General features: G+C 36.8%; 23 protein-coding genes and 1 tRNA gene. 15 read left to right on the top strand and 9 right to left on the bottom strand.

Annotation, left to right across the window (positions count from 1 at the left end):
• Positions 1-175: 175 nt before the first annotated feature.
• From B9T28_RS06725 to rpmE, 5 genes are all read left to right on the top strand, one after another.
• Positions 176-2,347 (top strand): AmpG family muropeptide MFS transporter, encoded by a 2,172-nt coding sequence (locus B9T28_RS06725; protein ID WP_086203230.1) that lies wholly within the window; start codon positions 176-178, stop codon positions 2,345-2,347.
• A 1-nt stretch (position 2,348) separates the two neighbouring features.
• A complete protein-coding gene (gene gloA / locus B9T28_RS06730; protein WP_086203231.1) occupies positions 2,349-2,750 on the top strand; it encodes a lactoylglutathione lyase in 402 nt (133 codons plus the stop codon).
• 186 nt (positions 2,751-2,936) lie between these two features.
• Positions 2,937-3,914, top strand: coding sequence for a bile acid:sodium symporter family protein (locus B9T28_RS06735; RefSeq protein ID WP_086203232.1), 978 nt, complete (start codon positions 2,937-2,939; stop codon positions 3,912-3,914).
• A 117-nt stretch (positions 3,915-4,031) separates the two neighbouring features.
• On the top strand, positions 4,032-4,259 hold the full coding sequence (locus tag B9T28_RS06740; protein ID WP_086203233.1) for a hypothetical protein: 228 nt from the start codon (positions 4,032-4,034) through the stop codon (positions 4,257-4,259).
• Positions 4,260-4,552: 293 nt separating this feature from the next.
• Positions 4,553-4,780, top strand: coding sequence for a 50S ribosomal protein L31 (rpmE, locus tag B9T28_RS06745; RefSeq protein ID WP_086203234.1), 228 nt, complete (start codon positions 4,553-4,555; stop codon positions 4,778-4,780).
• Between the two features lie 75 nt (positions 4,781-4,855).
• On the opposite strand, the gene B9T28_RS06750 is transcribed toward rpmE, so the two are convergent.
• The 3 genes from B9T28_RS06750 to epmB are packed head-to-tail and all read right to left on the bottom strand — an operon-like array spanning position 4,856 to position 9,861.
• Entirely contained in the window at positions 4,856-7,102 is a 2,247-nt protein-coding gene (locus B9T28_RS06750; RefSeq protein WP_086203235.1) for an EAL domain-containing protein, read from the bottom strand.
• On the bottom strand, positions 7,084-8,835 hold the full coding sequence (locus B9T28_RS06755) for a cyclic-di-GMP receptor FimW-related protein (RefSeq protein ID WP_086203236.1): 1,752 nt from the start codon (positions 8,833-8,835) through the stop codon (positions 7,084-7,086). The genes B9T28_RS06750 and B9T28_RS06755 overlap by 19 nt, the downstream gene beginning before the upstream one ends.
• A gap of 9 nt (positions 8,836-8,844) precedes the next feature.
• Positions 8,845-9,861: an EF-P beta-lysylation protein EpmB gene (gene epmB, locus B9T28_RS06760; RefSeq protein WP_086203237.1), complete on the bottom strand. Its 1,017-nt coding sequence runs from the start codon at positions 9,859-9,861 to the stop codon at positions 8,845-8,847.
• 377 nt (positions 9,862-10,238) lie between these two features.
• Here epmB and efp point away from each other — a divergent pair, with 377 nt between their 5' ends.
• From efp to B9T28_RS06800, 8 genes are all read left to right on the top strand, one after another.
• Positions 10,239-10,808, top strand: coding sequence for an elongation factor P (efp, locus tag B9T28_RS06765; protein ID WP_086203238.1), 570 nt, complete (start codon positions 10,239-10,241; stop codon positions 10,806-10,808).
• Positions 10,809-11,123: 315 nt separating this feature from the next.
• A complete protein-coding gene (locus B9T28_RS06770) occupies positions 11,124-13,223 on the top strand; it encodes a carbon starvation CstA family protein (protein ID WP_086203239.1) in 2,100 nt (699 codons plus the stop codon).
• 16 nt (positions 13,224-13,239) lie between these two features.
• Positions 13,240-13,542 carry a YbdD/YjiX family protein gene (locus tag B9T28_RS06775; protein ID WP_086203240.1) on the top strand — a complete coding sequence of 101 codons (303 nt, stop codon included), beginning with the start codon at positions 13,240-13,242 and terminating at the stop codon, positions 13,540-13,542.
• A 218-nt stretch (positions 13,543-13,760) separates the two neighbouring features.
• Entirely contained in the window at positions 13,761-14,720 is a 960-nt protein-coding gene (locus B9T28_RS06780) for an AAA family ATPase (RefSeq protein WP_252053537.1), read from the top strand.
• 14 nt (positions 14,721-14,734) lie between these two features.
• A complete protein-coding gene (locus tag B9T28_RS06785; RefSeq protein WP_086203242.1) occupies positions 14,735-15,646 on the top strand; it encodes a DUF58 domain-containing protein in 912 nt (303 codons plus the stop codon).
• A gap of 4 nt (positions 15,647-15,650) precedes the next feature.
• Positions 15,651-17,675, top strand: a complete 2,025-nt coding sequence (locus tag B9T28_RS06790; protein ID WP_086203243.1) for a transglutaminase TgpA family protein — start codon at positions 15,651-15,653, stop codon at positions 17,673-17,675.
• A 21-nt stretch (positions 17,676-17,696) separates the two neighbouring features.
• Positions 17,697-17,773: transfer RNA gene (locus B9T28_RS06795), tRNA-Val, on the top strand.
• A gap of 146 nt (positions 17,774-17,919) precedes the next feature.
• Positions 17,920-18,939, top strand: coding sequence for a tyrosine-type recombinase/integrase (locus tag B9T28_RS06800; protein ID WP_086203244.1), 1,020 nt, complete (start codon positions 17,920-17,922; stop codon positions 18,937-18,939).
• A gap of 28 nt (positions 18,940-18,967) precedes the next feature.
• Here the strand turns inward: B9T28_RS06800 and B9T28_RS06805 are convergent, their stop codons facing one another.
• From B9T28_RS06805 to B9T28_RS06815, 3 genes are all read right to left on the bottom strand, one after another.
• Positions 18,968-19,249 carry a DNA-binding protein gene (locus B9T28_RS06805; protein WP_086203245.1) on the bottom strand — a complete coding sequence of 94 codons (282 nt, stop codon included), beginning with the start codon at positions 19,247-19,249 and terminating at the stop codon, positions 18,968-18,970.
• Positions 19,250-19,312: 63 nt separating this feature from the next.
• Positions 19,313-22,072, bottom strand: a complete 2,760-nt coding sequence (locus B9T28_RS06810; protein ID WP_086203246.1) for a toprim domain-containing protein — start codon at positions 22,070-22,072, stop codon at positions 19,313-19,315.
• Positions 22,073-22,151: 79 nt separating this feature from the next.
• A complete protein-coding gene (locus B9T28_RS06815; protein WP_086203247.1) occupies positions 22,152-22,343 on the bottom strand; it encodes a hypothetical protein in 192 nt (63 codons plus the stop codon).
• A gap of 92 nt (positions 22,344-22,435) precedes the next feature.
• On the opposite strand from B9T28_RS06815, the gene B9T28_RS06820 reads away from it, so the two are divergent.
• Together B9T28_RS06820 and B9T28_RS06825 are read left to right on the top strand one after the other, a co-directional pair.
• A complete protein-coding gene (locus B9T28_RS06820) occupies positions 22,436-22,777 on the top strand; it encodes a helix-turn-helix domain-containing protein (protein WP_086203248.1) in 342 nt (113 codons plus the stop codon).
• Between the two features lie 24 nt (positions 22,778-22,801).
• Positions 22,802-23,653 (top strand): hypothetical protein, encoded by an 852-nt coding sequence (locus B9T28_RS06825; RefSeq protein WP_086203249.1) that lies wholly within the window; start codon positions 22,802-22,804, stop codon positions 23,651-23,653.
• Positions 23,654-23,668: 15 nt separating this feature from the next.
• On the opposite strand, the gene B9T28_RS06830 is transcribed toward B9T28_RS06825, so the two are convergent.
• The 3 genes from B9T28_RS06830 to B9T28_RS06840 form a co-directional block, all read right to left on the bottom strand.
• Complete coding sequence (locus tag B9T28_RS06830; RefSeq protein ID WP_086203250.1) at positions 23,669-23,884, bottom strand: hypothetical protein; 216 nt, start codon at positions 23,882-23,884, stop codon at positions 23,669-23,671.
• 146 nt (positions 23,885-24,030) lie between these two features.
• Positions 24,031-24,855 carry a Rha family transcriptional regulator gene (locus tag B9T28_RS06835; protein ID WP_086203251.1) on the bottom strand — a complete coding sequence of 275 codons (825 nt, stop codon included), beginning with the start codon at positions 24,853-24,855 and terminating at the stop codon, positions 24,031-24,033.
• 2 nt (positions 24,856-24,857) lie between these two features.
• The gene (locus tag B9T28_RS06840) at positions 24,858-25,058 is read right to left on the bottom strand and encodes a hypothetical protein (RefSeq protein ID WP_086203252.1); all 201 of its coding nucleotides are present in this window, start codon (positions 25,056-25,058) and stop codon (positions 24,858-24,860) included.
• Positions 25,059-25,146 lie beyond the last annotated feature (88 nt).

Raw genomic sequence — 25,146 nt, forward strand, 5'->3', positions numbered from 1 at the left:
ATCCGAAACTAAAGTGCGGTAGAAAGTTTAAAGGTATACAGGTTTACATGAAAATATCAAGCTGACTTGGATGAAATATCTGCAAATTGCGATAATGATTTCATAATAAACATTGAATCCTCTTGCATTAAGCGGTTGAATAGCACTATTTAATTTTGCAGAAAATAATAACGCAATGACAACGCAAACATCTGGTTGGAAATCAGCCTTTCAGGCATTTCTAGACCGTCGTGCCTTAATTATGCTGTTTTTGGGTTTTTCCGCAGGCATTCCAATCCTTTTAATCTTTTCGAGCTTGTCTTTATGGCTTGGTGAAGCTGGAATTGACAAAAGTGCTGTGACTTTTTTTAGTTGGGCAGCCTTAGGATATTCATTTAAATTTGTATGGGCACCGCTCATAGATGAATTACCTGTCCCATTTTTGACCAAAACTTTAGGTCGACGTCGTGCATGGCTACTCATTGCACAAATGCTGATCATTTGTGCCATCTGTATTATGGCATTTTCAGATCCTGCTTTAGGTCAAAGTTATCTGTATCAAATGGCAGGTGGAGCCGTATTACTTGGTTTTTCAGCCGCCACACAAGATATTGTGATTGATGCTTATCGTATTGAGCTAGCAGAAACTGAAATGCAAACAGTTTTGGCATCGACCTATAATGCAGGTTATCGTATTGGGATGATCATTGCTGGAGCAGGTGCGTTATTTCTTGCAGCATCTTTAGGTACGGCGAAAGGCAATTATATTTATGAAGCCTGGAAATATACCTATTTAGCCATGGCTGCAGTCATGCTCGTCGGAATTATTACAACTTTAAGTATTCGCGAACCATTTGTTAATCGTATAGATAAACATTATAAAAAGACCGATTATTATCGTTTAGTCTTTGTGTTTCTTATCGTGGTAGTTAGCTTTGTATGTTTCTATATTTATTCAGATTATCTTGTTCAGTATATTCAAACACAATGGAAAATTGAGGACAGTTTCCTTAAATTTTTAACTGAAACAGCACGGTTTTTAGCTTCGGGTGCAGGCGCAATTTTTATTGCAACACTTCTGATTAAAGTCGGTGTCGTCAATAAGCAGATGGCATATGAAACTTGGGTTAATCCGATTGCAGATTTCTTTAAACGCTATGGGGTGAAACTTGCTTTGGTGCTGTTGTTACTCATTGGTTTTTATCGAATTTCCGATATCATTGCTGGCGTAATTTCTAACGTTTTTTATCAAGATCTTAATTTTACTAAGCAGCAGATAGCAGAAGCAGTAAAGATTTACGGGGTTATTTTTAGTTTGGTCGGTGGTTTTTTAGGTGGCTTATTGGCACAACGTATGAACATTATGAAATTGATGTTTGTGGGTGCGATTCTGGCCAGTTCAACCAATTTGATTTTTATTGGACTGGTCAAGTCGGGTCAGCAAATTGCTGATGTGAATGTACAAGTGGGGACAAAAAACTATATTGTACAAGCCGATGAAGTTGGTTATTGGAAACTTAAAGTTCCTAGCGCTGAGTTGGCTCAAACGGACCATATTCAAGTGCAAACGCAATTTGAGCATCAACAATCTAAAGCGGTCGCTCAATTACCCTATTTAAAGCAATCTGATCAGCCTCAATTATTGGTTTTTCCTATTTCTCAGGATAATCAACTTTCTATGGATGAGTTAAAACAAAGTGTCGTGCTGAAAGGGCAATTAAATGGTGTTGATCTGAATAAACTAGATCAAGCTAACAGTATTATCTTTGTATTGGGTGGTAAACCTTATCCTGCAAAAATTGATGATCACGGTTTATTTAGTGGGGCAGTGGATGGTCAAGCACTTGCATCTGCTTCAGATAAAACTATTTCTATTCAAGTCATCGATCCACAATTAGCAGCAATCACACCGCTGAATTTAACTTATCAAGTTCAGACGAAGACACCGTCTAAAGCGGATAGTTTGAGTATTGATATTGAGCCGCTTGCTGTGGTGAATACTCAATCACAAGATATGGTCGAAATTAAAGGTAAGGTGGTCAAAGAATATAGCTCAAATTGGCTCTATTTCGCGATTATTGTGGATAATTTGGCTTCAGGTTTAGCTGGTGCGGCATTTATTGCATTCTTATCGAGTTTGACCAGTGTTTCATTTACAGCAGTACAGTATGCCATTTTTAGTTCATTGATGACTTTGACTCCTAAAATATTGGGTGGTTATTCGGGTACAATTGTGACTAATATTGGTTATCCAAAATTCTTTTTGATGACCACATTGATCGGTATTCCAATTTTAATACTTGTGGTTTGGGTGGCGAAATTACTCAAAGTACATCAAAATTCGGTTCAAATTGAAAAAGGTGAATAATATGCGCATGTTACATACCATGTTACGGGTAGGCAATTTAGAACACTCTTTAGCGTTCTATACTGAAGTGCTCGGTATGACATTACTTCGCAAACGTGATTATACAGAAGGTCGTTTCACATTAGCATTTGTGGGTTATGGTGATGAAGCTAATAATACGGTTTTAGAGTTGACTCATAACTGGGATACGTCTAGTTATGAATTAGGCAACGCTTATGGTCATATTGCGATTGGGGTCGATGATGCCTATAAAGCTTGCGCAGAAATTAAAGAGCGTGGTGGAAATGTTGTTCGTGAAGCTGGCCCAATGAAAGGTGGTGTCACGGTGATTGCTTTTGTTGAAGATCCTGATGGTTATAAAATTGAATTAATACAGCAAGATCAAGATGCACGTAATAATTAAGGTTGAATGAAATACATTCAATTGAACAATTAAGTAAATGTTTAAGTGTTTTAAATAAATAGCGAACATTTTGTTTAAACACTAGCTTAATTAATCAAGCCCAGTAAGATAAAGTTTACCTTTAGGTAAAATGATCTTATTGGGTTTTTTTATAAATTTTTATAGCAATAAAACAGGATGTTGTTAATGAAAATGTTGAAGTTATTGGCTTTAGATCGGTTTACGATTTTATTGATTGTAATGGTGATGTTAGCAATTTTTATCCCTGTACATGGCCAAGCTGCGAATGGCTTTGGTGTTGTAACCAATATAGCCATTGCGATATTGTTTTTTTTACATGGTGCTAAATTATCCCGTGAAGCGATTATTCAAGGCATATTACACTGGAAATTGCACGCTGTAGTATTCGCATTTACTTTTGCTTTGTTCCCTATATTAGGCTTACTGGCGAAACCTCTTTTGTTGCCATTATTGGGACAGCAATTGTATTGGGGTTTTCTATTTATGTGCTTCTTACCCTCTACAGTTCAGTCTTCAATTGCATTTACTTCTGTGGCAAAAGGGAGTGTTGCCGCTGCGGTATGTAGTGCGTCATTTTCAAATTTAATCGGTATGTTTATTACACCTATTTTAGTGAGTGTATTTATATTTGGGCAATCTCAACATGGCTATGATCCGACATCTTCCATTATAGAAATTACTTTATTACTGCTTGTTCCTTTTATCGCTGGGCAGTTATTACGACCGATTATATTTTCATATATGCAGAAAGCACCGAGTATTGTGAAAGCATTTGACCAAGGGACTATTCTAATGGTGGTCTATGGTGCATTTAGTGCGGCTGTAGTTGCGGGCCTATGGCATCAAGTCAGTTGGACAATATTATGCTACTTAACTATAGCGTGTTCGCTTTTATTGACCATCATTATGCTGCTAGCTTTATATATTCCACGTTGGTTTGGTTTTAATCGTGCAGATCAAATTGCAATATTCTTTTGTGGTTCGAAAAAAACCTTGGCCAGTGGTGTGCCAATGGCACAAATTCTATTTATTGGGCAGCCGATTGGAATGATTGTTCTGCCGATTATGATCTTCCATCAAATTCAGCTCATGGTCTGCGGAATTATTGCGAATTATTGGTCGAAACAGCATACAGATGAATAATTTAAAGTAAAAGACTCAAGTCTTTATGCTTGAGTTTTTTATATATCTGTATTTTGAAAAAGTGCGGCTGTTGTTGCTAAAACCAATATTAAGTTTTTGTAGGGAGGATCAGTGACAATGCGAGAGGGAATTGGGAGAGGCTTATTCAAAATTGAGAAAGTAAAGTTGGTCAATGTTGCAAAAAATGTAAAATATAATGGGATTAATCTTTTTAAAAAAACAGAGATTAATCAACAAGTTGATAGTGTTTTCAAACAAGAACTGCTGGATATCATGTCGACATCAATCCAAGAAGTTGATACTGAAAATATTATCCTGCACTTATTGATCGATTCAATAATGTAGATCAAATTGAATGTCAAGGTGCTGTAGGAATGCAATACAGTCACTCTATAGAAAATGCGATGCAGAAGAAGAACGCTTTAAGCTTAGGATGATCTATTTATTAATAAACCTATTTCAGTTATAATTACGCCCACTTGTTGTGCTTAGCTCTGACGGTATCCGTCTCGGTGGGCCAAAAGAATGGTCTGTTATGGTGTTGATCTCGCTTTTCTTTGGATAAGCTGTTCCTCTAATAATGAGAGTGATCAATTGCGATGACAGCATAAGCCTTTCTTAACTTAGGAGAATCGACCATGCGCGCCGATATTCACCCAAAATACGAAAAACTAGTTGCTACTTGTTCATGTGGTAATGTAATCGAAACTCGTTCAGCACTTGGTAAAGAAACTATTTACCTAGATGTATGTTCAGCTTGCCACCCATTCTATACTGGTAAACAAAAGAATGTGGACACTGGCGGTCGTATCGACAAGTTCAAACAACGTTTTGCTGGTATGTCACGTTCTATCAAACGCGACTAATCTTGCAAAAGAAAAAAACGGGCATTTGCCCGTTTTTTTATATCTAAAATTAATACTATTGAAAATAGTACAAGATCATTGATCTTGTACATCGGTTAAATGATCGAGTTTTTTCTGGAAATATTCACCTTGTAAGTAGCGAACATCCACATTCCATGCATTCGCAAATGCATTCATGTCATTCAGATTCTGTAATAATAATTCAACCGGTTTAATCACAAGATAGCTTTCTATCAATTCTTGTAATTTTTGCATTGTAGAATCGTTATTTAACATCTGCGTATATTTTTCATCTAAAGTCAGTAGTGAAACATCAATTTGTTTCAAGATGGCTTCACTAGAAATAGATGTGCCAAAATTACGGATTGAAATTTCTGCACCATGATCACGTAATACAGCAATTTGTTTTTGAGACTCAACAATATTTTTTGCAATATCTTCTTCATCAAATTGTAGAATTAATGGATGTGATAATTTGCTACCCACAATCGTAATCAGTTTTGCCACTAGTTCAGGGAACTGTTTATCATTAAATAAAATATGGCGATTTAAGTTTACAATCAATTTGGCTTCAGGATATTGGGTGATAAAGTTATGCAATTGTTTGCATGCTTCGACCAAGATCCAACGATCTAATTTAATTGAAAGTTCAACATCTTCATCTAATTCAATCAGGCTACTTAGCTTTTTCCATTGATTTTCATAGATCAATCCACTGGTGACTTCATAGGTGTATAAACTGCTATCTTGCTTATCATACAGCTGTTGATATTTAAGGTGAATATCGCCTTTTTCTAGATTTTTTTGGATCGTGGCTAAGAGTGGAGAGCGCTGCTGTGTAGGCTCCATTTCTAAAATAGTATGTGGGGTAGTCGGCTCAGAAAGAGGTGTCTGGGCGGTAGCTTGAACTATATCGACTGCTGTTACCGTTGGATTTGGTGTGGAAACTTCAGGATCAATCAATTCAAGGTGAGGAGTAGATATCTCATTTGGAACTAAATCGATCTTGGTATCTTGCAATGTTGCTGCAAGCTGTAAATCAGATTCAGATTCACGTTTTGGTAATGCGGTGTTATAAGCGGTTGCGAGTACTTTTTCAAAACCAGATTCATTGAAGGTGCTTAAAGTAATCGGACTAAATCCCAGCTTTAATTGCAATGGGTAGGTTAAATCGCCGATTGAAATCAGTTGTGGTTTTTCAAGTGCCAGTAAACCAGAAAGTCTAGATTCTAAAATATGTGCAGATTCAGCTTGTACTAATATTGCAAAGAGAGCGGTATCTACTTTGAACACAGTGCTGTTGGTTTGTTCTTTAATAAACCCAGCAATTTGATTAAAGTAGTCTTTTGATGTATTCCAGCTGGCATTTAAAACTGGATCAGGAATTGAAGCTAAGCGGAATAAAATCAGTGCATTTGCTTTCGCTGGTTGATTGAGTAGGGTACGACTAATTTGCTGAAAAATTGAATTTTTATTGTTCGAATTATTTGATTCAGCTTGAGATGTATTGGCAGGTACTGCAGATTGAGTTTCAATGGTAATTTGGATCGCATCATCTTCAGACGCGGGTAGGAATTCAATCTTTAAAGGATTCTCGCTTTGTGCATGGTGATTAAACGTATCGATTTCAAAGCGTGCGAGTTCAAATTGTCCTTGAGATACTTTTTTAAAACGATTTTTAAAATCAGGTAAGTTTTTAGGTTGAAGAATATCTAAAATAGGTAAACCGATTAATTCGTCTTGAGATGTTAAGCCAAAAAGTTTTAAATATTCATCATTCGCTTCTATGTGGATGCCTTCTTGAAGTAGAGCAACCGCTTTATGTCGCTCTTGTACCAAGGCTTGTGCTTGGTTTTTGGCATTTTCTAGTTCATTGAGTAAATGACGTTGGCCTTGTAAGGTTCGGCTATAAGAAAGTGCGCGTATAAGACCAATGTAAAACCGTTCTGGGTAATCTAAATTGACAACATCGTAGATGCCTTTATGGATATAGCTTGGATATTGTTCTGTTTGATAATCATCGGGTTTGAGTAATAGTACAGGGATATTAATTTGAGAAGAAGCTTGGATTAAGGTAATCGTTTGTTCGATTTTTAGATCATAAGCTCGACCAAAAATCACAATATCCCAACTGATATTTAATTGTTTTTCAAAACTATGTAGATCGTCTAATAGTGTTGCATGCACGAGATGATCTTTATTTTGAAATAATTCTAAAATTTCATTATAGCGAATCTGGTTATCATCTATGATGAGCAAACGAGTTTCTGAACGTTTTAATTTTTTAGATAATAATAAATTTCTCACTTTAATGCGTCCCATACATCTTGATTATTTAAATCAGAAGATTGTTGATGAATATATTGATCAATTAAAATTTGTTGCTCATCATTGAGTAACTCAAAATCAAACTGAATAAAGCTTTGTGTGATTAAAAGCGTTTTATTTAAGTATATTTTGATCTCTTGATCGGCTAAACGGAGATAAACAGCTTGCTGTTCTTTAAAAAATGGAATATTGGGTAAAATTATCGAATTTTTAATCTCATCTAAATGCTGATTTTTTAATAATAAGCAAGGATGATAGTTCATGGTAGAACGATCAGCTGGAACCTTGACAGAACAAGGAAAAATATCTTGTGCTAAAACTTCAATACCAACTTCATAGGTTTTATTGACTGATTGTTTGATCCAACGAATAATGGCGCCTTTCCATTTGTTCTGAGGGTTTTCATTGACAAGAATAAACTCACCTGTACGTAAGCTTTTAGGTGCTTCATTGGCCCAACGAATTCGGTAACCATTAATACTAATATCTAAAACTTGGGTCTGATAAATGTGCTTTGCTTCTCGATCCAGAACCTTAATACTTTTAAATGTAGAGGTATCTGTAGAGCGGGTCATGTTGGACTGAACATTGGATTCAGATTGCATGCCATAGTGATTATTTAATAATAAAGTTTCATGGAAATTTTTGGCTTTCGATAAGTGAAAATGCGCACTTAATAAACCAAAACAAATTTGCAATTGTGCTGAATGTTCATAACGTTCATGTTGACGTTCACTGGTGGTGCCTAAGACATTTTGTGCATAAAACTTTAATGCGGTAGAAAGATGAATTTTTTCATTCTTAGATAAGTATTCAGTGTCTTTATGTGTCGTTGAATTAATATGTTCCAATAAGTTTTGTGTAGAAATATATAAATTGGCCTGAAAGCTATCATGCTGTTTACGATTATAGACGGGAGGATGATCTTTACTGTTATCGACAATATAACGAGATAAGGTGTTTTCTTGAGGTAAGACTTGAATGAGTTTTGACCAGTCGAAGCTACATTGATACAGGGCTTGAATTTCTGAAGGTCGAATCTGATGGGTATTAAAAATTTCTAATAGTAAAACTTGTGCATAACCTTGTTGTATCGTATTGATATTTTGATGAATACCTTGCAACTGATTAATGTTAATTAAGTGTTCTTGATTTTTTTCGGCAAGATCATATAAGTAATGTGTTGTTAACCATTGATTGGAAAGTGGGATGCTATAGAGCATTTGCTGTTGTACGAGTAAGAGCCCTAATTGTTCGAGCGCATAATGTGTTGCGAGCGTACGTGCAGTTTTTAAATTTCGTTTTTGAGTGAACTTTAACAAAGAAAATTTTTGCGTCAGCAGTTGTTGATTACTACGACGTACAATATCAATATAGATGTTGCTAAAATAGGTGCGTAAGCGAGTAGTTAGTTCAATAATTTGCTCATGTCGATCTGAATGGAAAAGACCTTGATTTAAAAAATGTTTTTCTAAACTCATGAGTACATTTTCAATAATCGGGTGTAGAACTTGAATTAAATCAAAACGCAAAGTTTCGCTACATTGTAATTCAGCCAATTCATAAACTGCTTTAAGCACAGATTCTGAAGTGTCACCTAGCTGCATGATAGACAGATTGGAAGCCCATTCCGTCATCGCCGGGACAGTTGTATCAGTGAAACTGAGTTGATCTCGTTTCAGAACCGTAGAAGAATTAAAAATTTCCGAAATCTCTTTATTTATCATTGTTAATACCTAAAAAGTTGAAACTCCATAAAGCGGTGTTTTATTTTTTTCTCCCGCAATTTCTCTGACCAGTTTAGGAACTAAATAGCCTGGTAAGCTGGCCAACACCTCATTGTATAGCTGATTAATTTGATCAGATTCTAAATCAAAATGCTGAGCACCTTTAACTTTATCTAAAACATGAAGGTAATACGGCATAATCTGAGCATCAAACAGTCGATGGCTTAAATCAATCAGAGTTTGAGCAGAATCATTGACACCTTTTAATAAAACAGCCTGATTCAAAATTAAAATATTTTGCTGAGCTAAGTGAGTTAATTGAGCACAAGTAACGTCATCCAGTTCGTCAGGATGGTTTGAGTGTATCACTAGAATTACACGTAGCCTACTGTTTTTCAATAAAGAAACTAGTTCTTCATCGATTCGATTTGGTATTACCACAGGAACACGTGAATGAATTCTCAAGATTTTGATTTGTTTGAGAGATGCTAGACGTTCTAACCAAAGTGCAAGTTTTCGATTCGATAAAGTAAGAGGATCTCCGCCGCTTAAAATCACTTCATTAATATCTGGATTATTTTCTAAATAATTTTTGATGTTTAGCCAATCTTCATTTTTAGGTAAATTTTCTTGATACGGAAAGTGACGCCTGAAACAATAACGGCAGTGAACTGCACAAGCACCCGTTAAAGTGAGTAGAAAACGTGATTTATATTTATGTAAAACACCAGGAAGTTGATTGGCTGCTTCTTCACCTAGCGGATCTGTGACAAAACCTGCATGTTCTTCCAGTTCTAAATGATGGGGTAAAACTTGTAATAAAAGTGGATCGAAAGGATTGGATTTTTGCATTCTGGCAACAAAAGCCCGTGGTACTCGTAATTTAAATTGTTCTGAAGCTAGAATTGCTCCGGATAAGAGTTGCTCTGGGGAGAGTTGTAGTATTTCAAGCAGCTCTAATGGGTCAGTAATTAGGTCACTGAGTTGAGATTGCCAGTTTTTCTCTTGATATAAATAGTTTATCATGACACGTGTTAAAATAAGGTAGTTAAAGGTCTATAGATAATTCATCTATTTTCAGTATTGCGGCGTAAACTTGTGTTACCAGTATGAAGATCTTCGATCGATAAAAGATATGAAGAACTTTTTATATTGATATATAAATTTGACAATGATACATCTAGATCAATTTTATATATTAACCAATCGTGGATTTTACCCGCAATCTGATAGGACAGGGATATTTTTTCGTTGCTTCGGTATGTATTGCTCATTTAGAATACTAAAAATGTAAAATACGTGCCTTGAATCGTCAAGAAGGGTCACTGTCGAAAAATTGAATGAATTGCCGATAGTCCTACTGCATGAATAGATGAAGTTAGTAAGTTTTGGAGCGAGCCTGCATGGCCAATTATTCTACAAATGACTTTAAGCAAGGCCTTAAAGTAATGCTTGATGGCAACCCATGTTCAATTATGGAAAATGAATATGTAAAACCAGGTAAAGGTCAGGCATTTAACCGCGTAAAACTACGTAATCTGAAAACTGGTAAAGTTTTAGAAAAAACCTTCAAATCGAATGAATCACTTGAAGGTGCGGATATTGTTGAAGTAGAGATGGAATATCTTTATAACGATGGCGAACTATGGAACTTTATGGATCCAGTAAGCTTCGAGCAAATCGCTGCTGATAAAACAGCAATGGGCGATGCTGCAAAATGGTTAAAAGATGATTCAAATGAAAAATGTACAGTAATGCTGTTTAATGGTGTTCCATTAACTGTAAATCCACCAAATTTCGTGGTATTGAAAATTGTTGAAACTGATCCAGGTGTTCGTGGTGATACTTCAGGTGGTGGTGGTAAACCCGCTAAACTTGAAACAGGCGCTGTAGTACGTGTTCCTTTATTTGTTCAACAAGAAGAAAGTGTTCGTGTAGATACACGTACAGGTGATTATTTAGAGCGTGCATAATAGTTTTAAAATAGACTATTATCGAGGGGGTGATGAAAAATCACCCCTTTTTTATATCTCAAATTTAGTCAAAAATTAGAATAGCAAGGGAGAATAAATAAGGATATTTAAAATAGATAAAATGAATGTGGTTTTATAACAAAGTATGTCATTACATCGTCGTATTAATTGCACATATTTAGCTCAAATTTTATGCCAAAGTCTTAGATTAAAACAAAAAAATCAGGAGTAAAGTCATTAGTGAAAAATATACACAAACATATGAAATGAACGCGTCACAAGGAACGACTTTTATAATCAAAATGTGAGGTATTAATGGAAAGTATTCAGAGTAAGCCTACAGCCATGTCCAAACTGATGTGGGCTATCGTGGCTGTGATTGGTGCAGTGTCATTTGGGATACTTGCGGTCAGCAGAGGTGAGCACGTTAATGCGGTATGGTTAGTTTTGGCCGCAATTTGTGTATATAGCATTGCTTATCGATTTTATAGTTTATTTATCGCTAATAAAGTTTTTGAACTCAATTCCCGTCGGTTAACACCTGCACATCGTTTGGCAGATGGTTTGGATTATGTACCGACCAATAAATATGTATTGTTTGGGCATCACTTTGCCGCCATTGCTGGTGCTGGGCCATTAGTTGGACCTATTCTAGCTGCGCAGATGGGGTATTTACCCGGAACTTTGTGGTTGTTAATCGGTGTGGTATTTGCCGGCGCAGTACAAGATTTTCTGGTTTTATTTATTTCAACCCGGCGTGATGGGCGTTCCTTAGGTGAAATGGCCAAGCAAGAATTGGGTTCATTCGCAGGTATAATTGTGATGCTTGGTGCTTTGGGCGTCATGATTATTATTCTTGCCGTTTTAGCATTGGTGGTTGTGAAGGCCTTAACCAACAGCCCATGGGGTGTATTTAGTATTGCAGCAACAATACCGATTGCATTGTTTATGGGCATCTATATGCGTTATATCAGACCGGGAAAAATTGCTGAGGTTTCAATCATCGGATTTGTTTTGATGATGGCCGCGATTATCTACGGTGGTGATGTTGCACAACATGCATATTGGGGACCTTTCTTTACTTTAACCGGGACACAATTAACGTGGTGTCTCATCATTTATGGTTTTGTTGCTTCAGTTTTACCGGTTTGGTTGCTTTTAGCACCGCGTGATTACCTATCGACCTTTTTAAAGATTGGTGTGATTGCAGGGCTTGCGGTTGGTATTATGATTGCAATGCCAATGCTTAAAATGCCAGCGGTTACGCATTTTGTGGATGGTACTGGTCCTGTATTCGCCGGTTCGATGTTCCCATTCCTATTCATTACCATTGCCTGTGGTGCAATTTCAGGTTTCCATGCTTTAGTGGCTTCTGGAACAACACCTAAACTGATTGATAACGAAGCGAATATTCGTGTGATTGGTTATGGTGGTATGTTGATGGAGTCTTTCGTTGCAATTATGGCAATGATTTGTGCAACAGTACTGGAACCAGGGGTGTATTTTGCAATTAATGCACCGGCAGCGGTGTTAGGGACAACTGTTGAAAGTGCAGCAGAAGCTGTCCGTAATTTAGGTTTTGTGGTTACACCAGAAACGTTAGCTTTATTGGCAAAAGAAGTCGGTGAAAATACGATTTTATCACGTACAGGTGGTGCACCTACTTTTGCTATTGGTATGGCACACATTATTACTGATATTTTTAATAATCGTTCGATGATGGCATTTTGGTATCACTTTGCGATTCTATTTGAAGCCTTATTTATTTTAACGGCTGTCGATGCGGGTACACGTGCATGTCGTTTTATGGTGCAAGATACAGTGGGTATTGTCATTCCTGCATTGAAAAACTCACATAATTTTATCGGAAATATGGTTGGTACAGCAGTTGCTGTGGCTGGATGGGGTTTCTTTGTTTACCAAGGCGTGGTTGATCCATTGGGTGGTATCAACAGCTTATGGCCACTCTTTGGTATTGGTAACCAAATGCTAGCTGCAATGGCATTGATATTGGGTACAGTCATTTTATTTAAAATGAAGAAAGAAAAATATGTTTGGGTGACCATTATTCCTACCATTTTCTTATTTATTACGTGTATGACGGCGGGTTGGCAAAAAATATTTCATGCAAATCCAAAAATTGGATTCTTGGCACAAGCCAATAAATTCTCTGATGCGATTGCAAGAGGTGAGATTTTAAAACCTGCTAAAACACTTGAAGAAATGCAGACGATTGTATTTTCTAATCAAATTAATGCTGCGTTATGCGCATTTTTTATGATTGTTGCTATCATAATGCTAATTGCTGCAATTGGTGTGATTCGTCGTGCGTTAGCAAGTCCAGTGCCTACAGTGAATGAATCACCTGCGGTATATGCTGACCCTGACCAAATTGCAGTTACAAAATCACACTGAATATGAGGTGGTGAAGATGAATCTTAAATTTGCAAAAGATGGTAAAACGGTGATTTTTAAAATCATCAAAATGACTATTATGTCGCAGAAAGAGTTAATTTTTTCTCCGAAGAATTGGTCACGTATTGCAACTTTATGGCAGCGTTTGCAACAGAGTTTTCGTTTAATGGTGGGTGTTCCTGATTATGCCACCTATGTGGAGCATATGAAAAAGAATCATCCTGATTTAGAAGCAATGGATGAAAAAACTTTCCATCGTTATTGTGTAGATGCGCGTTATCCTTCTGCTAGTGGTGGTTTAAAAAAATGTCCTTGTTAAGGTCATAAATTCATAAAAAACGGTATTTATATACCGTTTTTTATTTTATTGATTTTAGGGTAGATGGTTTACAAGTATGTTTGAGTTGCTCAATTAAAATTACCGTTCATCTTATGCATCCTATTTGTGAATTTTAGAATTATAGATTTGATCTTTTGGGGAAAAATAAAAAACAGTGTATGTTAATCATCTATTTGATTTTGATTGAGGACAAAAAGGTGATTTGGGGTTCAACAAAAATAAAAAAATTGGAATCAATTGAATTCATTGCTGAAAATGAGCTGATGCCTTTTTATCCTAAAATTGATGAATTTCTCAATCAAATCAATCAAATTATCTTAGATAAAAATCAGCAAACCAAGCTTGCCTTATGTGGTCTTTTAGCAGGTGGGCATGTTCTTTTTGAAGATTTACCGGGACTCGGCAAAACGACTTTAGCAAGTAGTTTATCGCATTTAACTGGTTTAGATTTTCAACGTATTCAATTCACCAATGATATGTTGGCCAGTGATGTGATTGGCATCAATATGTTTAATCAGAAAGAGCATCAATTTGAATTTAAGCATGGGCCGATTTTCACCCAAATTTTGCTTGCTGATGAAATTAATCGTTGTAGTCCAAAAACTCAAAGTGCTTTATTAGAAGCAATGGAAGAGGGTTTTGTGACGGTAGATGGTACTCGTTATGAATTGCCTAAGCCTTTTTGGGTAGTTGCAACACAAAATCCACTCTTTCAAAGTGGAACGTATGCTTTACCTGAGTCTCAATTGGATCGCTTTTTAATGCGTCTATCTTTAGGTTATCCCTCTCGTTCTGCTGAAAAAATATTATTACAACAAAGTTCGCGCCATACACTTATTCAGTCATTGAGCGCCGTATTTTCCCAGATGGAAATTTTAAAACTTCAAGAAAGGGTTAAGCATATTTCAGTCAATGATGTTGCTTTAGATTATATTCTCGATTTAACAGAAGAAACGCGTAAAGAGCGGCACGGTTTATCTACACGTGGTGTTTTAGCATTAAAACAAGCGGCGCAAGCTCATGCATTGGTTGAAAAGCGGAATTATGTCATTGCTGATGATATTCAGGCTGTCTTCGTTGCGGTGACTGCACATCGCCTTGGTTTAGGTGAAACAGAAGCATGTAATTTGATGCAAAGAGTTTCAGTCAGAGGCTAAGGGGTGTTTGTAATATGGCGGTACAGGGTAAAGTTCAACAGTGGCTAAATCAGCGTTTTCAATATCAAACACCTAAACAACTTAAACAAAATGATGTGTTGGTTTTTATCTATCAACAAGGTTTTTTATATGTGGTTCTGATTTTGATCACCTTTATTGCAGGTGTGAATTATGCTAACAATCTGATTTTAGGATTTTGCTTTCTCATTAGTGCCATATTGTGTATTAGCTTTTATCTGACGTTTAAGCAATTACATGCCTTAAATATTGAAATTCTGAGCCCAGAAGTTGGACAGGTCAATGAGGCTCTGAGTATTAAATTTATTCTAAAACAAAGTACGAAAACACCTAAATATATATATATTAAATATGCAGATCAATTACAACAAGTACTTTTAAATGAAAGGCAACAAAGTATCCAGTTGCATTTTGTTGTGGAACAGCGTGGTTTGTATCGGCTTCCACGAATTCAAATGTATTCGACTTATCCACTTGGCTTAGTTCGTGCGTGGACTTATTTTTATATTCAAAAAGAGATCTGGATAGCTCCACAGCCAAAAATATTGGATCGCGAATTTCATATTAGCGCAAGTTCGGGGATACCTGATTTAGATGAATTTCGTGAATTACGTAATTTTAGGGCAGGTGATTCTCTGCAAGCAGTATCCTGGAAGCAAGTTGCACGAGGTCAGGGCATGTATGTTAAACAATTTGAAGATCAAGTAGATACAGAAACCTTGAATATTGACTATATACAGATGCCGAGTAATGAACATGAGGAAAAACTCAGTTTAATGATGGGCTTAGTCGATCAATGTGAGCAACAGCAAATACCATACTGTGTACGATTACCACAGATTGAACTTGCACAAGGCTCTGGTGAACAACAATATTTACAAGCTCAGCTACTGCTTGCACGGGCTTAAAGACATGAATCGATCTATTCAAATTGTGATGATTGTAACGCTGAGCCTTATACTTGTTGCACAATTAGCATTCATTCCTATTACATTAAGTCTGATGTTTTTAGGCATGCTTTTGAGTTTGATTGTAAAAGATCGATATCCGATTGCGACCATTCAAATTAAAACGCTTATTTTAAAGTTGTTTAAAGTATTCTTTGTAATTTTTGCATTAGGGATCATATATTTAAATTATAAAACCTTCCTTGGCGTTGATGCTGGGATGGCTGTACTGGCGACTTTTTTATATGCCAAAGCGTTAGAAACCAAAAATAAGCGTGATTTAATTATTTTGTTCAATTTTGCATTATTTGTGAGTGCAGGTTTATTTTTATATAGTCAATCGATTTGGATGGCATTGCTGGTTTTTTGTTGTTTAATGAGTTGCTTGATGGGCTTATATCGAATTCAGACAGCACAATTTGAACAAAACCTAAGCGGTTTTCAATTATTGAAAACTGATATGCAACATATATGCAAAGTGATTACTTTAGCACTCCCTTTTTTCGTCCTTTTATTCGTATTTTTTCCCAGAATACCACCGCTTTGGCAACTCCCAATTGCGAACTCACAAGGTGTTACGGGAATGAGTGATCGAATGTCACCAGGCGAAATTGCTGAGCTTTCACAGTCTACAGCTTTGGCCTTTCGCATTTTGGGGGATATGCAACAATTACCTCCACGACAAGAATTATATTGGCGGGCAATGGTGTTAGATCAATATGATGGTACGACATGGACCAGTCGTGTAGATAATCAACGCGTTCAAGAAATTGAGAATATTGTAAAACCTAAGTGGGTTTGGGATTATCAATATCTTGCTGCTGATGACCGTATACAATGGATCATGGCTTTGGAACGTTCGATCCCTACTCAAGAAAATTTTCAATTACATCAAGATGGAGCAATTACACCAACTCAAATGATGCAACGAACGCAACCGATTAAATTACAGTGGTTAGGTTCTCGAATTGATGATTTGGAACATTTATCTGAATTAGAGCAAGATAATAATTTAAATTTTATTCAGTCCAGTGATCCGCAAGCGCAGCAATTTGCATTAGATATATTTAAGCGCAGTCATCAAAATCCTGCTGTATATATACAGAACATTATGCAGTGGTATCGGCAGAATCATTTTAGTTATACCTTGGCTCCGGGAAAATTAGGTCAAAATCGCATTGATACATTTTTATTTCAATCGAAACAGGGGTTTTGTGAACATTATGCATCTAGTTTTACCATGCTGATGCGTTATGTTGGGATTCCAGCTAGAGTTGTGGTGGGGTATCAAGGTGGGCAACTTGCTCCAGATGGAAAAAGCTGGGAAGTCCGTCAGTTAGATGCGCATGCGTGGACTGAAGTTTATCTACAAGGCAAATGGCAACGTTATGATCCAACTTTTATAATTGCACCGCAACGTATTGATCGAGGTATGCAAGACTATATATCGGAGCAACGATTGGTCTTAGCTGGTGAAGGGAGTACATGGCGTTATCCACAATATTCAATATTGAAAAGTTTTAATATTTGGAGTGATTACGCGAGTTATCAATGGCAAAGTAAAGTTGTGGGATATGATGCAACAAAGCAAGATAGATGGTTGGAAAAATTAGGCTTAAATTCAAGCTATCGTTATGCATTCATACTCATATTTTGCATGGTCGTTCTTGGCACGATTTACTTTGTGGTAAATCACTGGAGCAGTTCTCGAAATAGATCGGCACTAGATAAAGTGATTGATGCTTTTTCTAAGTCATTAAATACAGAACACAGAAAACTGCAAAGTGAGACTTTTCAACAATGGATGCTACGTTTATCTGCCTTTTCGGATCACACGGATGTGTTTGAACAAGCCAATGCGGTATTTCAAAAAATTCTGTATTTAGAACAGAAAAATAGCAATTTGATATCTTTTTTAGATCGGTTGCTTAAAGAGTGTTCGACTGAGTTAAAAGTGCTTAAAAAAACTTGTCAGAATAATAAAAAATGAATATCATCCGTTCTAGATTATAGGTGTATAGCTCAGTTGGTTAGAGCGCTACGTTGACATCGTAGAGGTCAGCAGTTCGAGTCTGCTTATACCTACCAGATATAAATCAAAGACTTATAAGCTTATCAGATGCTTATAGGTCTTTTTTTTGCTTGTTTGTCGCATTTTATTTTTTGTCAGACTTGGTTAAATTGGTGAAAAATGGCAATATTTCTCAGTTATCTGCGTCAAGAATGCGTCAAAAATGAAACTACCAATAGCAAGAAAAAGAGGTAATAGCTATGCGATTGCTCTTTCATATCAGAATAAACGTTACTACTGCACACGTGATACTGCAAAAGAATGTGAACAATGGGCTGCACTTAAATTACTAGAATTGAAAGCTCAAACAAAAATTGAAGATGGTGATTTAAAACCCAAGTTTTCATTTAGAGATTTGAATAATAAATACTACACAGATGTTGGCCAGTTTAATAAATCTAAATCGTCTCGTTCTTGGATTAAAGGGCAATACAATAACTTTGAAAATAAGTTTGGTGCTTTGGCTCAAAAATCTATTTATGACATTACTCCCAAGGATTTAACACATTGGCGTAATAAACGATTAAATGAAGTGGGTGAAAATACTGTACTCAAAGAAATATCACATTACAGTGCTATGTTCACTTATGCTCAAAAAGAGCTTTTTCTTTTAAATGAAAATGTATGGATGCAAATGACAAAGCCCAAAAAGCCTAAGGCTCGTGCGCGTCGTATTCATGCATCTGAAATTGAATTAATGCTGAATGTATTAAATTATGAAATGGGAAGTGAACCAGTATTATCGCAGCACTATGTCGCTTGGGGATTTTTGTTTGCAATTGAAACTGCAATGAGACGTGGTGAAATATTAGCAATGGAAAAGAAAGACATTTTTGATGGGTATGTGCATTTACCCAAAACTAAAAATGGAGATCCGCGGAACGTACCGCTTTCTGCAGAAGCCAAAGAGCTTTTAAAATTGATAAAACATAGTGGTCGTAAAGTCATACCGCAATCTGAAAATGCTTTTAGGTTGATGTGGGAAAAACGCAAAGCTTCGGTTGGGCTACTAAATTTACATTTTCATGATACTCGGCATGAAGCAATTACCAGAATGGTACGTGTACGTAAACTGCCAGTTGAAGTCCTGGCTAAAATTACTGGCCATAAGAAAATAGATGTCTTGGTGAATACTTATTACAACCCGAATGCAGATGATTTAGTGGAAGCCTTTAATAGATAAAAATATGCCCGCATAGCGCGGGCTTTTATTAGTTTTTACGTTTTGCACCTCTCCGGACTTTCGAGTTTTTGAGTAATGCATCGGCAGCATCAGGATCATAGAGATGTTTGCCATTACTACCTTGATTGATAGAGATACATTTGGTTCTGATGGTTTCATCTGACAAGCTGTACTTTGCGACTAATTCCGCAACGGATACTAATTTACGCTTTTCCAGTTTTAGCGCAGTCACAGTACCGCCAAAGACAATTTGACCCAATACAATTTGTGGAGCAGAGTCTGCTTCAATGGTCACAATAAATTCAGGCATGTGTTTTCACCTCGATTTTTAAAAAATATTCAGTCATTTGTGCTTTGCTGTTTAGTATTTTCATTATTTTTTTGCCCCTAAATTTGGATTGGTAAAAAGCCAGCACTTTACATTTCGGCTTGGTTTTCCTGTGGTTTCACGACTTTTGGTAATGCCTGCAACGTCATCGGCAGGGAAGCGGTCGCTATAAACCTGTTTATTACTTTCGATGAATTTGTATTTGCGGCTGGTACGCAGTAGTTTTTTCATGTCATTGATTTCGGGTAATTGTTGGTAGTTACGTGCTGCAACTTTGTAGACTTCGTTTAAGTTAATTGCCACGGTTTGTGCATCTTCTTTGTGGTGATTTAGCCCAAAGTCTGGTGAACGGTTGCCTTGAAGGTATTCGTAAACGTCCCAGAATTTTTCTACGTCTGGATGGTCGCCATTGAGTTGGTCGACTCGGTCACGTGCCATGACTTGAAGCATTGTTTCTGCTTCGCATACATCTTCTAAGTCGATAGGTAAGACATGCTTTGCCAGTGCATGTACCAATGACGCTACTTGTGCATGACAAAGTGCAATACGGGTATGGGTGATGCCAATATGGTGATATTCAGCTTCTATGGTTTGTAAGTTTTGGCTGTATGTTTCTAGAATCTCTTTTTCATGGCGTAGACAATGCGCCATGAACGTACAAGCATCTTCTAATTCCATACGATCTAGGTTATCGACAATACGTTTTGTTTCTAATGTCTGTCCTTTACGGTCGAAATATAGATGCAATGTACGGGTTAAAATGGCTTCTGAGGCTTGAATTGCAGTGTTCTGTGAAATTAGGATGGCACCTCGGAAAGGTGGTTCATAGGTTTCATTTCCCGCAGTTTTTAGACCTTTTGAGCGAATAGCACGACCGTTGAAAGCGTCCTTGAGTTCATCCCAAGAGAATTTAGACTTTTGAACAGTATTACCGTTTACATCGTTACGGTCACCTTCGATAAGAACGACTGGTAAATTGGCAATTTGGGCAAAGTTACGATACACAGCAACATTGGTGGATTTGTTTGCATCAAAGCCTTCGTAGTCTTTACGACCTGAAAGTTTCCACATGAGTTCAATTAAGCGTGATTTACCCGCACCAGCTTCACCAACGATTTCCATAAAAGGGTATGAGCTGTGCATCGCACGGATTTGTTCTGCGAAATATGAACCCATCCACCATGCCAATGCGATTATGCCTTTAGCACCACGTACACGGTAAAAGTCTTTCCACCAGTTTGGATTAAACTCTTGCTTTGGGTTGATGGTAATTGCAGGGGAGTTTGCTAAAGTTTTGATCTCCTTACGTTTTACTTTAAAAAAGTCATGTTCATTAATGGGGATAATTTGCCCTTTATGCACAGCATATTTTTCAAAGATATAGGTTTCATATTCACGGCTATAGCCGATAAAGTCGATGGTTTTGACTTCACGTAATCTTTCGGTCGATCTTTTTATAAAAGTTTCGAGTTGATTGTCTGTACCCGTCCACATTGCGCCTGACATGACGCCCATAACACGTGGTTTAAATTTGGAACGGCTCGACATTTGTTCGGCAGTAAAAGTGGTTTTTGCTTCTGACCATGGGCTTTGCAGTTTGAAGTAGTACCAAGATTCATCTGTAATTTCATTGCGTTGGAAATATAGCGGTTCAATTTGTGCATTACAGATTTCTTTGGCTGCGGAACAGTTTTTAAGGGCACTTTCCCGAATTTCTTTATCGGTCAGTATGGTTCCACCATTTTCAGAGGCTTCAATATTACGGTCTTCAAGATGTTGAACTGCCTTGTTAAATTTGTCGTAGTCTAATTCCCACCAGTACAAGCGGAACTTGTGGTTGTAATAGAAGGTATGACGACGGCTTTCATAAAAGTTGTAGATGAGTAAACCTGCTTCTTCTGCCGTTTCTGCAATGAGTAGTTCACCGTAATGTTTATATTTTGGGAATTGGTCAGGATTGAGTTTGTCCCACTGAAATAGGTCGTTCCAATCGAGTTTCTTTCCGTTGTTTGCAGGTGGCTGTGCTGCGGTAGATGACCAACCTTCTGCACGTGAGCGTTCATGCCATTTAACGGTGTAGCCTTTACCTGCTGAGTCATTGTCAAAAGCCCAACGTAAACGTGGTTTGTCTATTTTGAGTTCATGGCAACGGTCTGCAATGGCTTTGAGCATTTGGGCAGGGTAGTTGACACATGACAGGCAAGACATGGCTTTTTGACCTGATTCTGTGAGTGCAATGGCATCGAATATGCCTTCTGTGATCCAAATAGAAAGACCTTTTTCACCGAGTTTGCAGAGTTCGTCTAAGTCATGAATAGACCATGCTTGCCCTGCATTTTTAAAACCAAAATTGAAGCGTGCTTTTTTATTGCCAAAGCGATCTGGGCGATCAATTAGACGTTCCCAATAGTTTTCGTTGTCTAATTTGAAACGGACCGTGGCACTAGAAGCGCCTGTGGCTTTGTCTGTATAGCTCTGTTGGGTGTACTGACCAATGAGATTGGAAAGGTTGAAACCACGACCTTCAGATAAATAGGCATCTGCTGCTGCATTTGGGTTTTCATGTGTTTGTGGGTGGTATTCAGACCAGTCTTTGAATAAGTCTTCACAAATGTCTTTGACGTGTTCTTCATAACCGCATTTGGTTAAACGTCCACATTTCACGATTCGTGGATTGGTGGCATGGGTATAAAGTTCTTTTTTACTGCACTGTGGGCATACGCCTTCACGGAACCAGTCACCACAAACTTTGAACTGGAACATTTGTTCAAGACGTTGGGTGATGCGGTGTTTTAACTCTGACATTTAGAACCACACGATAAATTATAACTGTTTGAGATTGTGAGAAATTTGTAGCTTTTCATGCATGTAAAAAAGTCTTTGATTACAATCGCTCATCTGTTGGTTGGGCTGATAGTTCGGGAAGGTTTTCAAGCATGAATTCACGAATAAAAACAGCAGGTTTTTTCTTATGATTGAAGGCAATTTTTCTTAAGGCTTCTGATTGTTGTTTAGTCCAACGTACTGGTGTGAGTTCGGTGTGGTGCTGTTTTGTTTGATCATTTAACTTGTTCATGCGAAAATCACCATAAATAGGTATTTAGTATCTGAGTAACCGTAATTTAGTACTATTTATAGTGATAATCAAGTGTTTTATTCGGAAAAAGTATGAAAAATGATGATTTATGTAATCGTGGTGAGCGTTTAAAGGAAGAACGTCGACGTTTGGGCATAAATACACAAGATGAAATGGCCGAAATATTGAATGTTAAAAAGAATTCGGTTGTGCGTTATGAAAAGCATAATGCTGCTTTGGATACTGACCAGTTAGACTTGCTTGAAGACCATGGCTTTAATATTGCTTACATTCTTTGGGGAACTAAGGAAGTGAAGAACAGTGAGCTTTCTGATGATGAAGTAAAGCTGATACAGCTATACCGTCAGACACGTACAGAAATGCGTGAAGGTTTAATATCGTTAGTTGAAACTTATGCGAATCAATTTAAATAAAATTAATAAATATTAGAGGAAATAATGGAGTTTTCATTTGAAAACAAGCGTCAAGTCAGTCTACTTATAGTTTTAGTCGCTTTAGTTTGGTTATTTTTTCCTTTTTTATTTAAAGCATTTATGTTTTGGATGGACTGGATTGGTGTTGATTTAAAAACTTTTGCTGCATATGGTCCGATAAGTGATATTTATGGAAGCTTAAATACTTTATTTACATCTGCAACTTTAATTCTTGTTATTTATTCAACAATACTTCAGCGTAAAGCTAATGCTGAAATGAGACAGTTTTCAGTTGATCAGATTAATGCATCGCGCCATGCTACTTTTACAAATATGTTCCACTCATTACTGAACTATAAAAGTGAGAGATTTAATCAAATCTCAATGTCTACGAAAGATAAAACTTTGGATGCTTGTGAAATAAGTAACCTTATAGCAGAGGAATTTCAAAGATTAGTACAAAATAAATGGAAGAATATAGATAAAATTGAAAAGGAGGAGTTAAAGAATAGTTTTGAATATTGCATTGCTAAAATTACGAAAGGTAAAGGATATTACAAGATTCACAATTATTTTTTTATTTATGAGTCGATATTTAATTTAATAGAAAATGAAAAATTGAGTTTAAAAGATCAAGACTATTTTAAAGATCTAGTGCGAAACTCAATGGAAGTGGGCGAACAGATAACCATTCTTTGGATAGCATCATTTTCTGATTACTCTCAGAAATTTTTAATGAATAGTGGTATTTTTTCATTCGAATTAGCTGATGATCACATACCATTTATTAATAAATTTCTCTCTACTACTTTGTTTTTTAATAAGGATTTTGTAAATAAAATTAATGATTATTCTAAAAACCAAAACCCGACCTAAGTCGGGTTTTTTTAACTATTTGACGTTTACCGCCTTAGAAATCTGAAGTACCTGATAGTGAATGGTATTGATGAGCGAGGTGAATTCTTTTTCTTCTACTTTCCCATCTAATCGCATTTTGGTCATTAAGTGTAAGAAGCGTTCCAAACTTTCTAGTGGATATTCGATTTCTTCCAATATTTGTTCTGCAGTCATTTTCTTATGGCTGTTAATTTCGAGTGTTGAGTACATTGTTCCCCCTGCATTAATCTTGGGTGTATTTTGCTGAATATCTGTTTAAAAATATAGTCGGGAACGACATTCAATGTCGTTCGACTTATTTAAAAAACTCAATTTATCCAAAATTTAGTTTGACCATTTGGCTCGTATTTACTGAATTATGCGTGTTCAATATTGCGTATGGATATACTTTTAAAGAGCCAACATTTCACATTTTTGGCATGTAGCAGGCTGTAAACTTGTCGGTTATTTTGCATAAATACAGGGTGTGGGCTTTGGCTTTGCATGAGGTCTGCAAAGAGTAGAGGTTTAGGGGGAAGCCCTTGAATAATGGTGTAAATTTGGGTCATGTTTAGGGCGATGATGTCGCTCTGCCGACTATGATTGAGTTTTTCTAGTCCGTAGTTGTGTACGCTTAACCAAAAGTCATTTAAACCTTTGTGATGAAGAATGCTTTTGCTTTCCAGTGATAGGCAGGCAATGGGAAGAATGTCCCGATTTAATTTAGATTTGTCGTGCCACATGACTTCGGCATCTTGCATATAGCCGTTTTGGTCATAGATGATTTTAGAAACGGTATAGATTGGCCCGCCAGATTTGAGTTGTACTGTTGCGCCTAGATGGATGTGTTGATGGTTGCCTTCTGCGTTGTAGAGCATGGCTGCCATTTGGTTAAACGTGTTGATGTATGATTCTTTGATTTTGGCTGCTGTTGCACCCGTAAAGCCCATGACCAAAAACATAAAACCGTCTTTGGTCATTTCATAATATTTTGATTCTCGCTGAACTGCACCTGCCTGAATAGTTTGTGCGTGGGCGCAAAAATGCGCTGACGTAAATTCAGGTGAACAATCAAGGCTTTCTATTTTACGTAAAACATCTTTATGTTGTTTATTAAAAATTTCGGCAACTTTTAGGCTGTCGGTTTTGACTTGTTGATTTTGAATAAAAACAGCATGGTCGATATGTGCAGGTGTCGTCATGATTATTCCCCTAAAAATAATATAGAGAAGGTCATGCAAAATATGCACAAGGTAGAAAGAGCTTTTAGGGTTTGAAAGCGGATTTGTGTGTGCTTACGTTGTTTTTGACGCTGTTCGTAGGCTGCCAAATTATAGATCGGGGTGTGTTCAATGACTTGAACATTTTTTTGAGTGCGTGAATGCTTTAAAGCAGATGTAGTCATGGCTTTTCCTATATATCAAGTTGCAAACCTGACACCATTACTTCTCACGATAATGGTGACAGACTGAACAGGGGTGAGAATACCGCTA

Source organism: Acinetobacter silvestris, assembly GCF_002135235.1.
Lineage (GTDB): Bacteria > Pseudomonadota > Gammaproteobacteria > Pseudomonadales > Moraxellaceae > Acinetobacter > Acinetobacter silvestris.

Coding starts and splice junctions, on each gene's coding strand:
- B9T28_RS06825 (WP_086203249.1), top strand. CDS start 22,802: ATGGAGTTTTCATTTGAAAACAAGCGTCAAGTCAGTCTACTTATAGTT.
- B9T28_RS06800 (WP_086203244.1), top strand. CDS start 17,920: ATGAAACTACCAATAGCAAGAAAAAGAGGTAATAGCTATGCGATTGCT.
- rpmE (WP_086203234.1), top strand. CDS start 4,553: ATGCGCGCCGATATTCACCCAAAATACGAAAAACTAGTTGCTACTTGT.
- B9T28_RS06830 (WP_086203250.1), bottom strand. CDS start 23,884: ATGTACTCAACACTCGAAATTAACAGCCATAAGAAAATGACTGCAGAA.
- gloA (WP_086203231.1), top strand. CDS start 2,349: ATGCGCATGTTACATACCATGTTACGGGTAGGCAATTTAGAACACTCT.
- B9T28_RS06790 (WP_086203243.1), top strand. CDS start 15,651: ATGAATCGATCTATTCAAATTGTGATGATTGTAACGCTGAGCCTTATA.
- B9T28_RS06835 (WP_086203251.1), bottom strand. CDS start 24,855: ATGACGACACCTGCACATATCGACCATGCTGTTTTTATTCAAAATCAA.
- B9T28_RS06805 (WP_086203245.1), bottom strand. CDS start 19,249: ATGCCTGAATTTATTGTGACCATTGAAGCAGACTCTGCTCCACAAATT.
- B9T28_RS06770 (WP_086203239.1), top strand. CDS start 11,124: ATGGAAAGTATTCAGAGTAAGCCTACAGCCATGTCCAAACTGATGTGG.
- B9T28_RS06785 (WP_086203242.1), top strand. CDS start 14,735: ATGGCGGTACAGGGTAAAGTTCAACAGTGGCTAAATCAGCGTTTTCAA.
- B9T28_RS06755 (WP_086203236.1), bottom strand. CDS start 8,835: ATGATAAATAAAGAGATTTCGGAAATTTTTAATTCTTCTACGGTTCTG.
- B9T28_RS06820 (WP_086203248.1), top strand. CDS start 22,436: ATGAAAAATGATGATTTATGTAATCGTGGTGAGCGTTTAAAGGAAGAA.
- B9T28_RS06775 (WP_086203240.1), top strand. CDS start 13,240: ATGAATCTTAAATTTGCAAAAGATGGTAAAACGGTGATTTTTAAAATC.
- B9T28_RS06735 (WP_086203232.1), top strand. CDS start 2,937: ATGAAAATGTTGAAGTTATTGGCTTTAGATCGGTTTACGATTTTATTG.
- epmB (WP_086203237.1), bottom strand. CDS start 9,861: ATGATAAACTATTTATATCAAGAGAAAAACTGGCAATCTCAACTCAGT.
- efp (WP_086203238.1), top strand. CDS start 10,239: ATGGCCAATTATTCTACAAATGACTTTAAGCAAGGCCTTAAAGTAATG.
- B9T28_RS06840 (WP_086203252.1), bottom strand. CDS start 25,058: ATGACTACATCTGCTTTAAAGCATTCACGCACTCAAAAAAATGTTCAA.
- B9T28_RS06750 (WP_086203235.1), bottom strand. CDS start 7,102: ATGGGACGCATTAAAGTGAGAAATTTATTATTATCTAAAAAATTAAAA.
- B9T28_RS06740 (WP_086203233.1), top strand. CDS start 4,032: ATGCGAGAGGGAATTGGGAGAGGCTTATTCAAAATTGAGAAAGTAAAG.
- B9T28_RS06810 (WP_086203246.1), bottom strand. CDS start 22,072: ATGTCAGAGTTAAAACACCGCATCACCCAACGTCTTGAACAAATGTTC.
- B9T28_RS06815 (WP_086203247.1), bottom strand. CDS start 22,343: ATGAACAAGTTAAATGATCAAACAAAACAGCACCACACCGAACTCACA.
- B9T28_RS06725 (WP_086203230.1), top strand. CDS start 176: ATGACAACGCAAACATCTGGTTGGAAATCAGCCTTTCAGGCATTTCTA.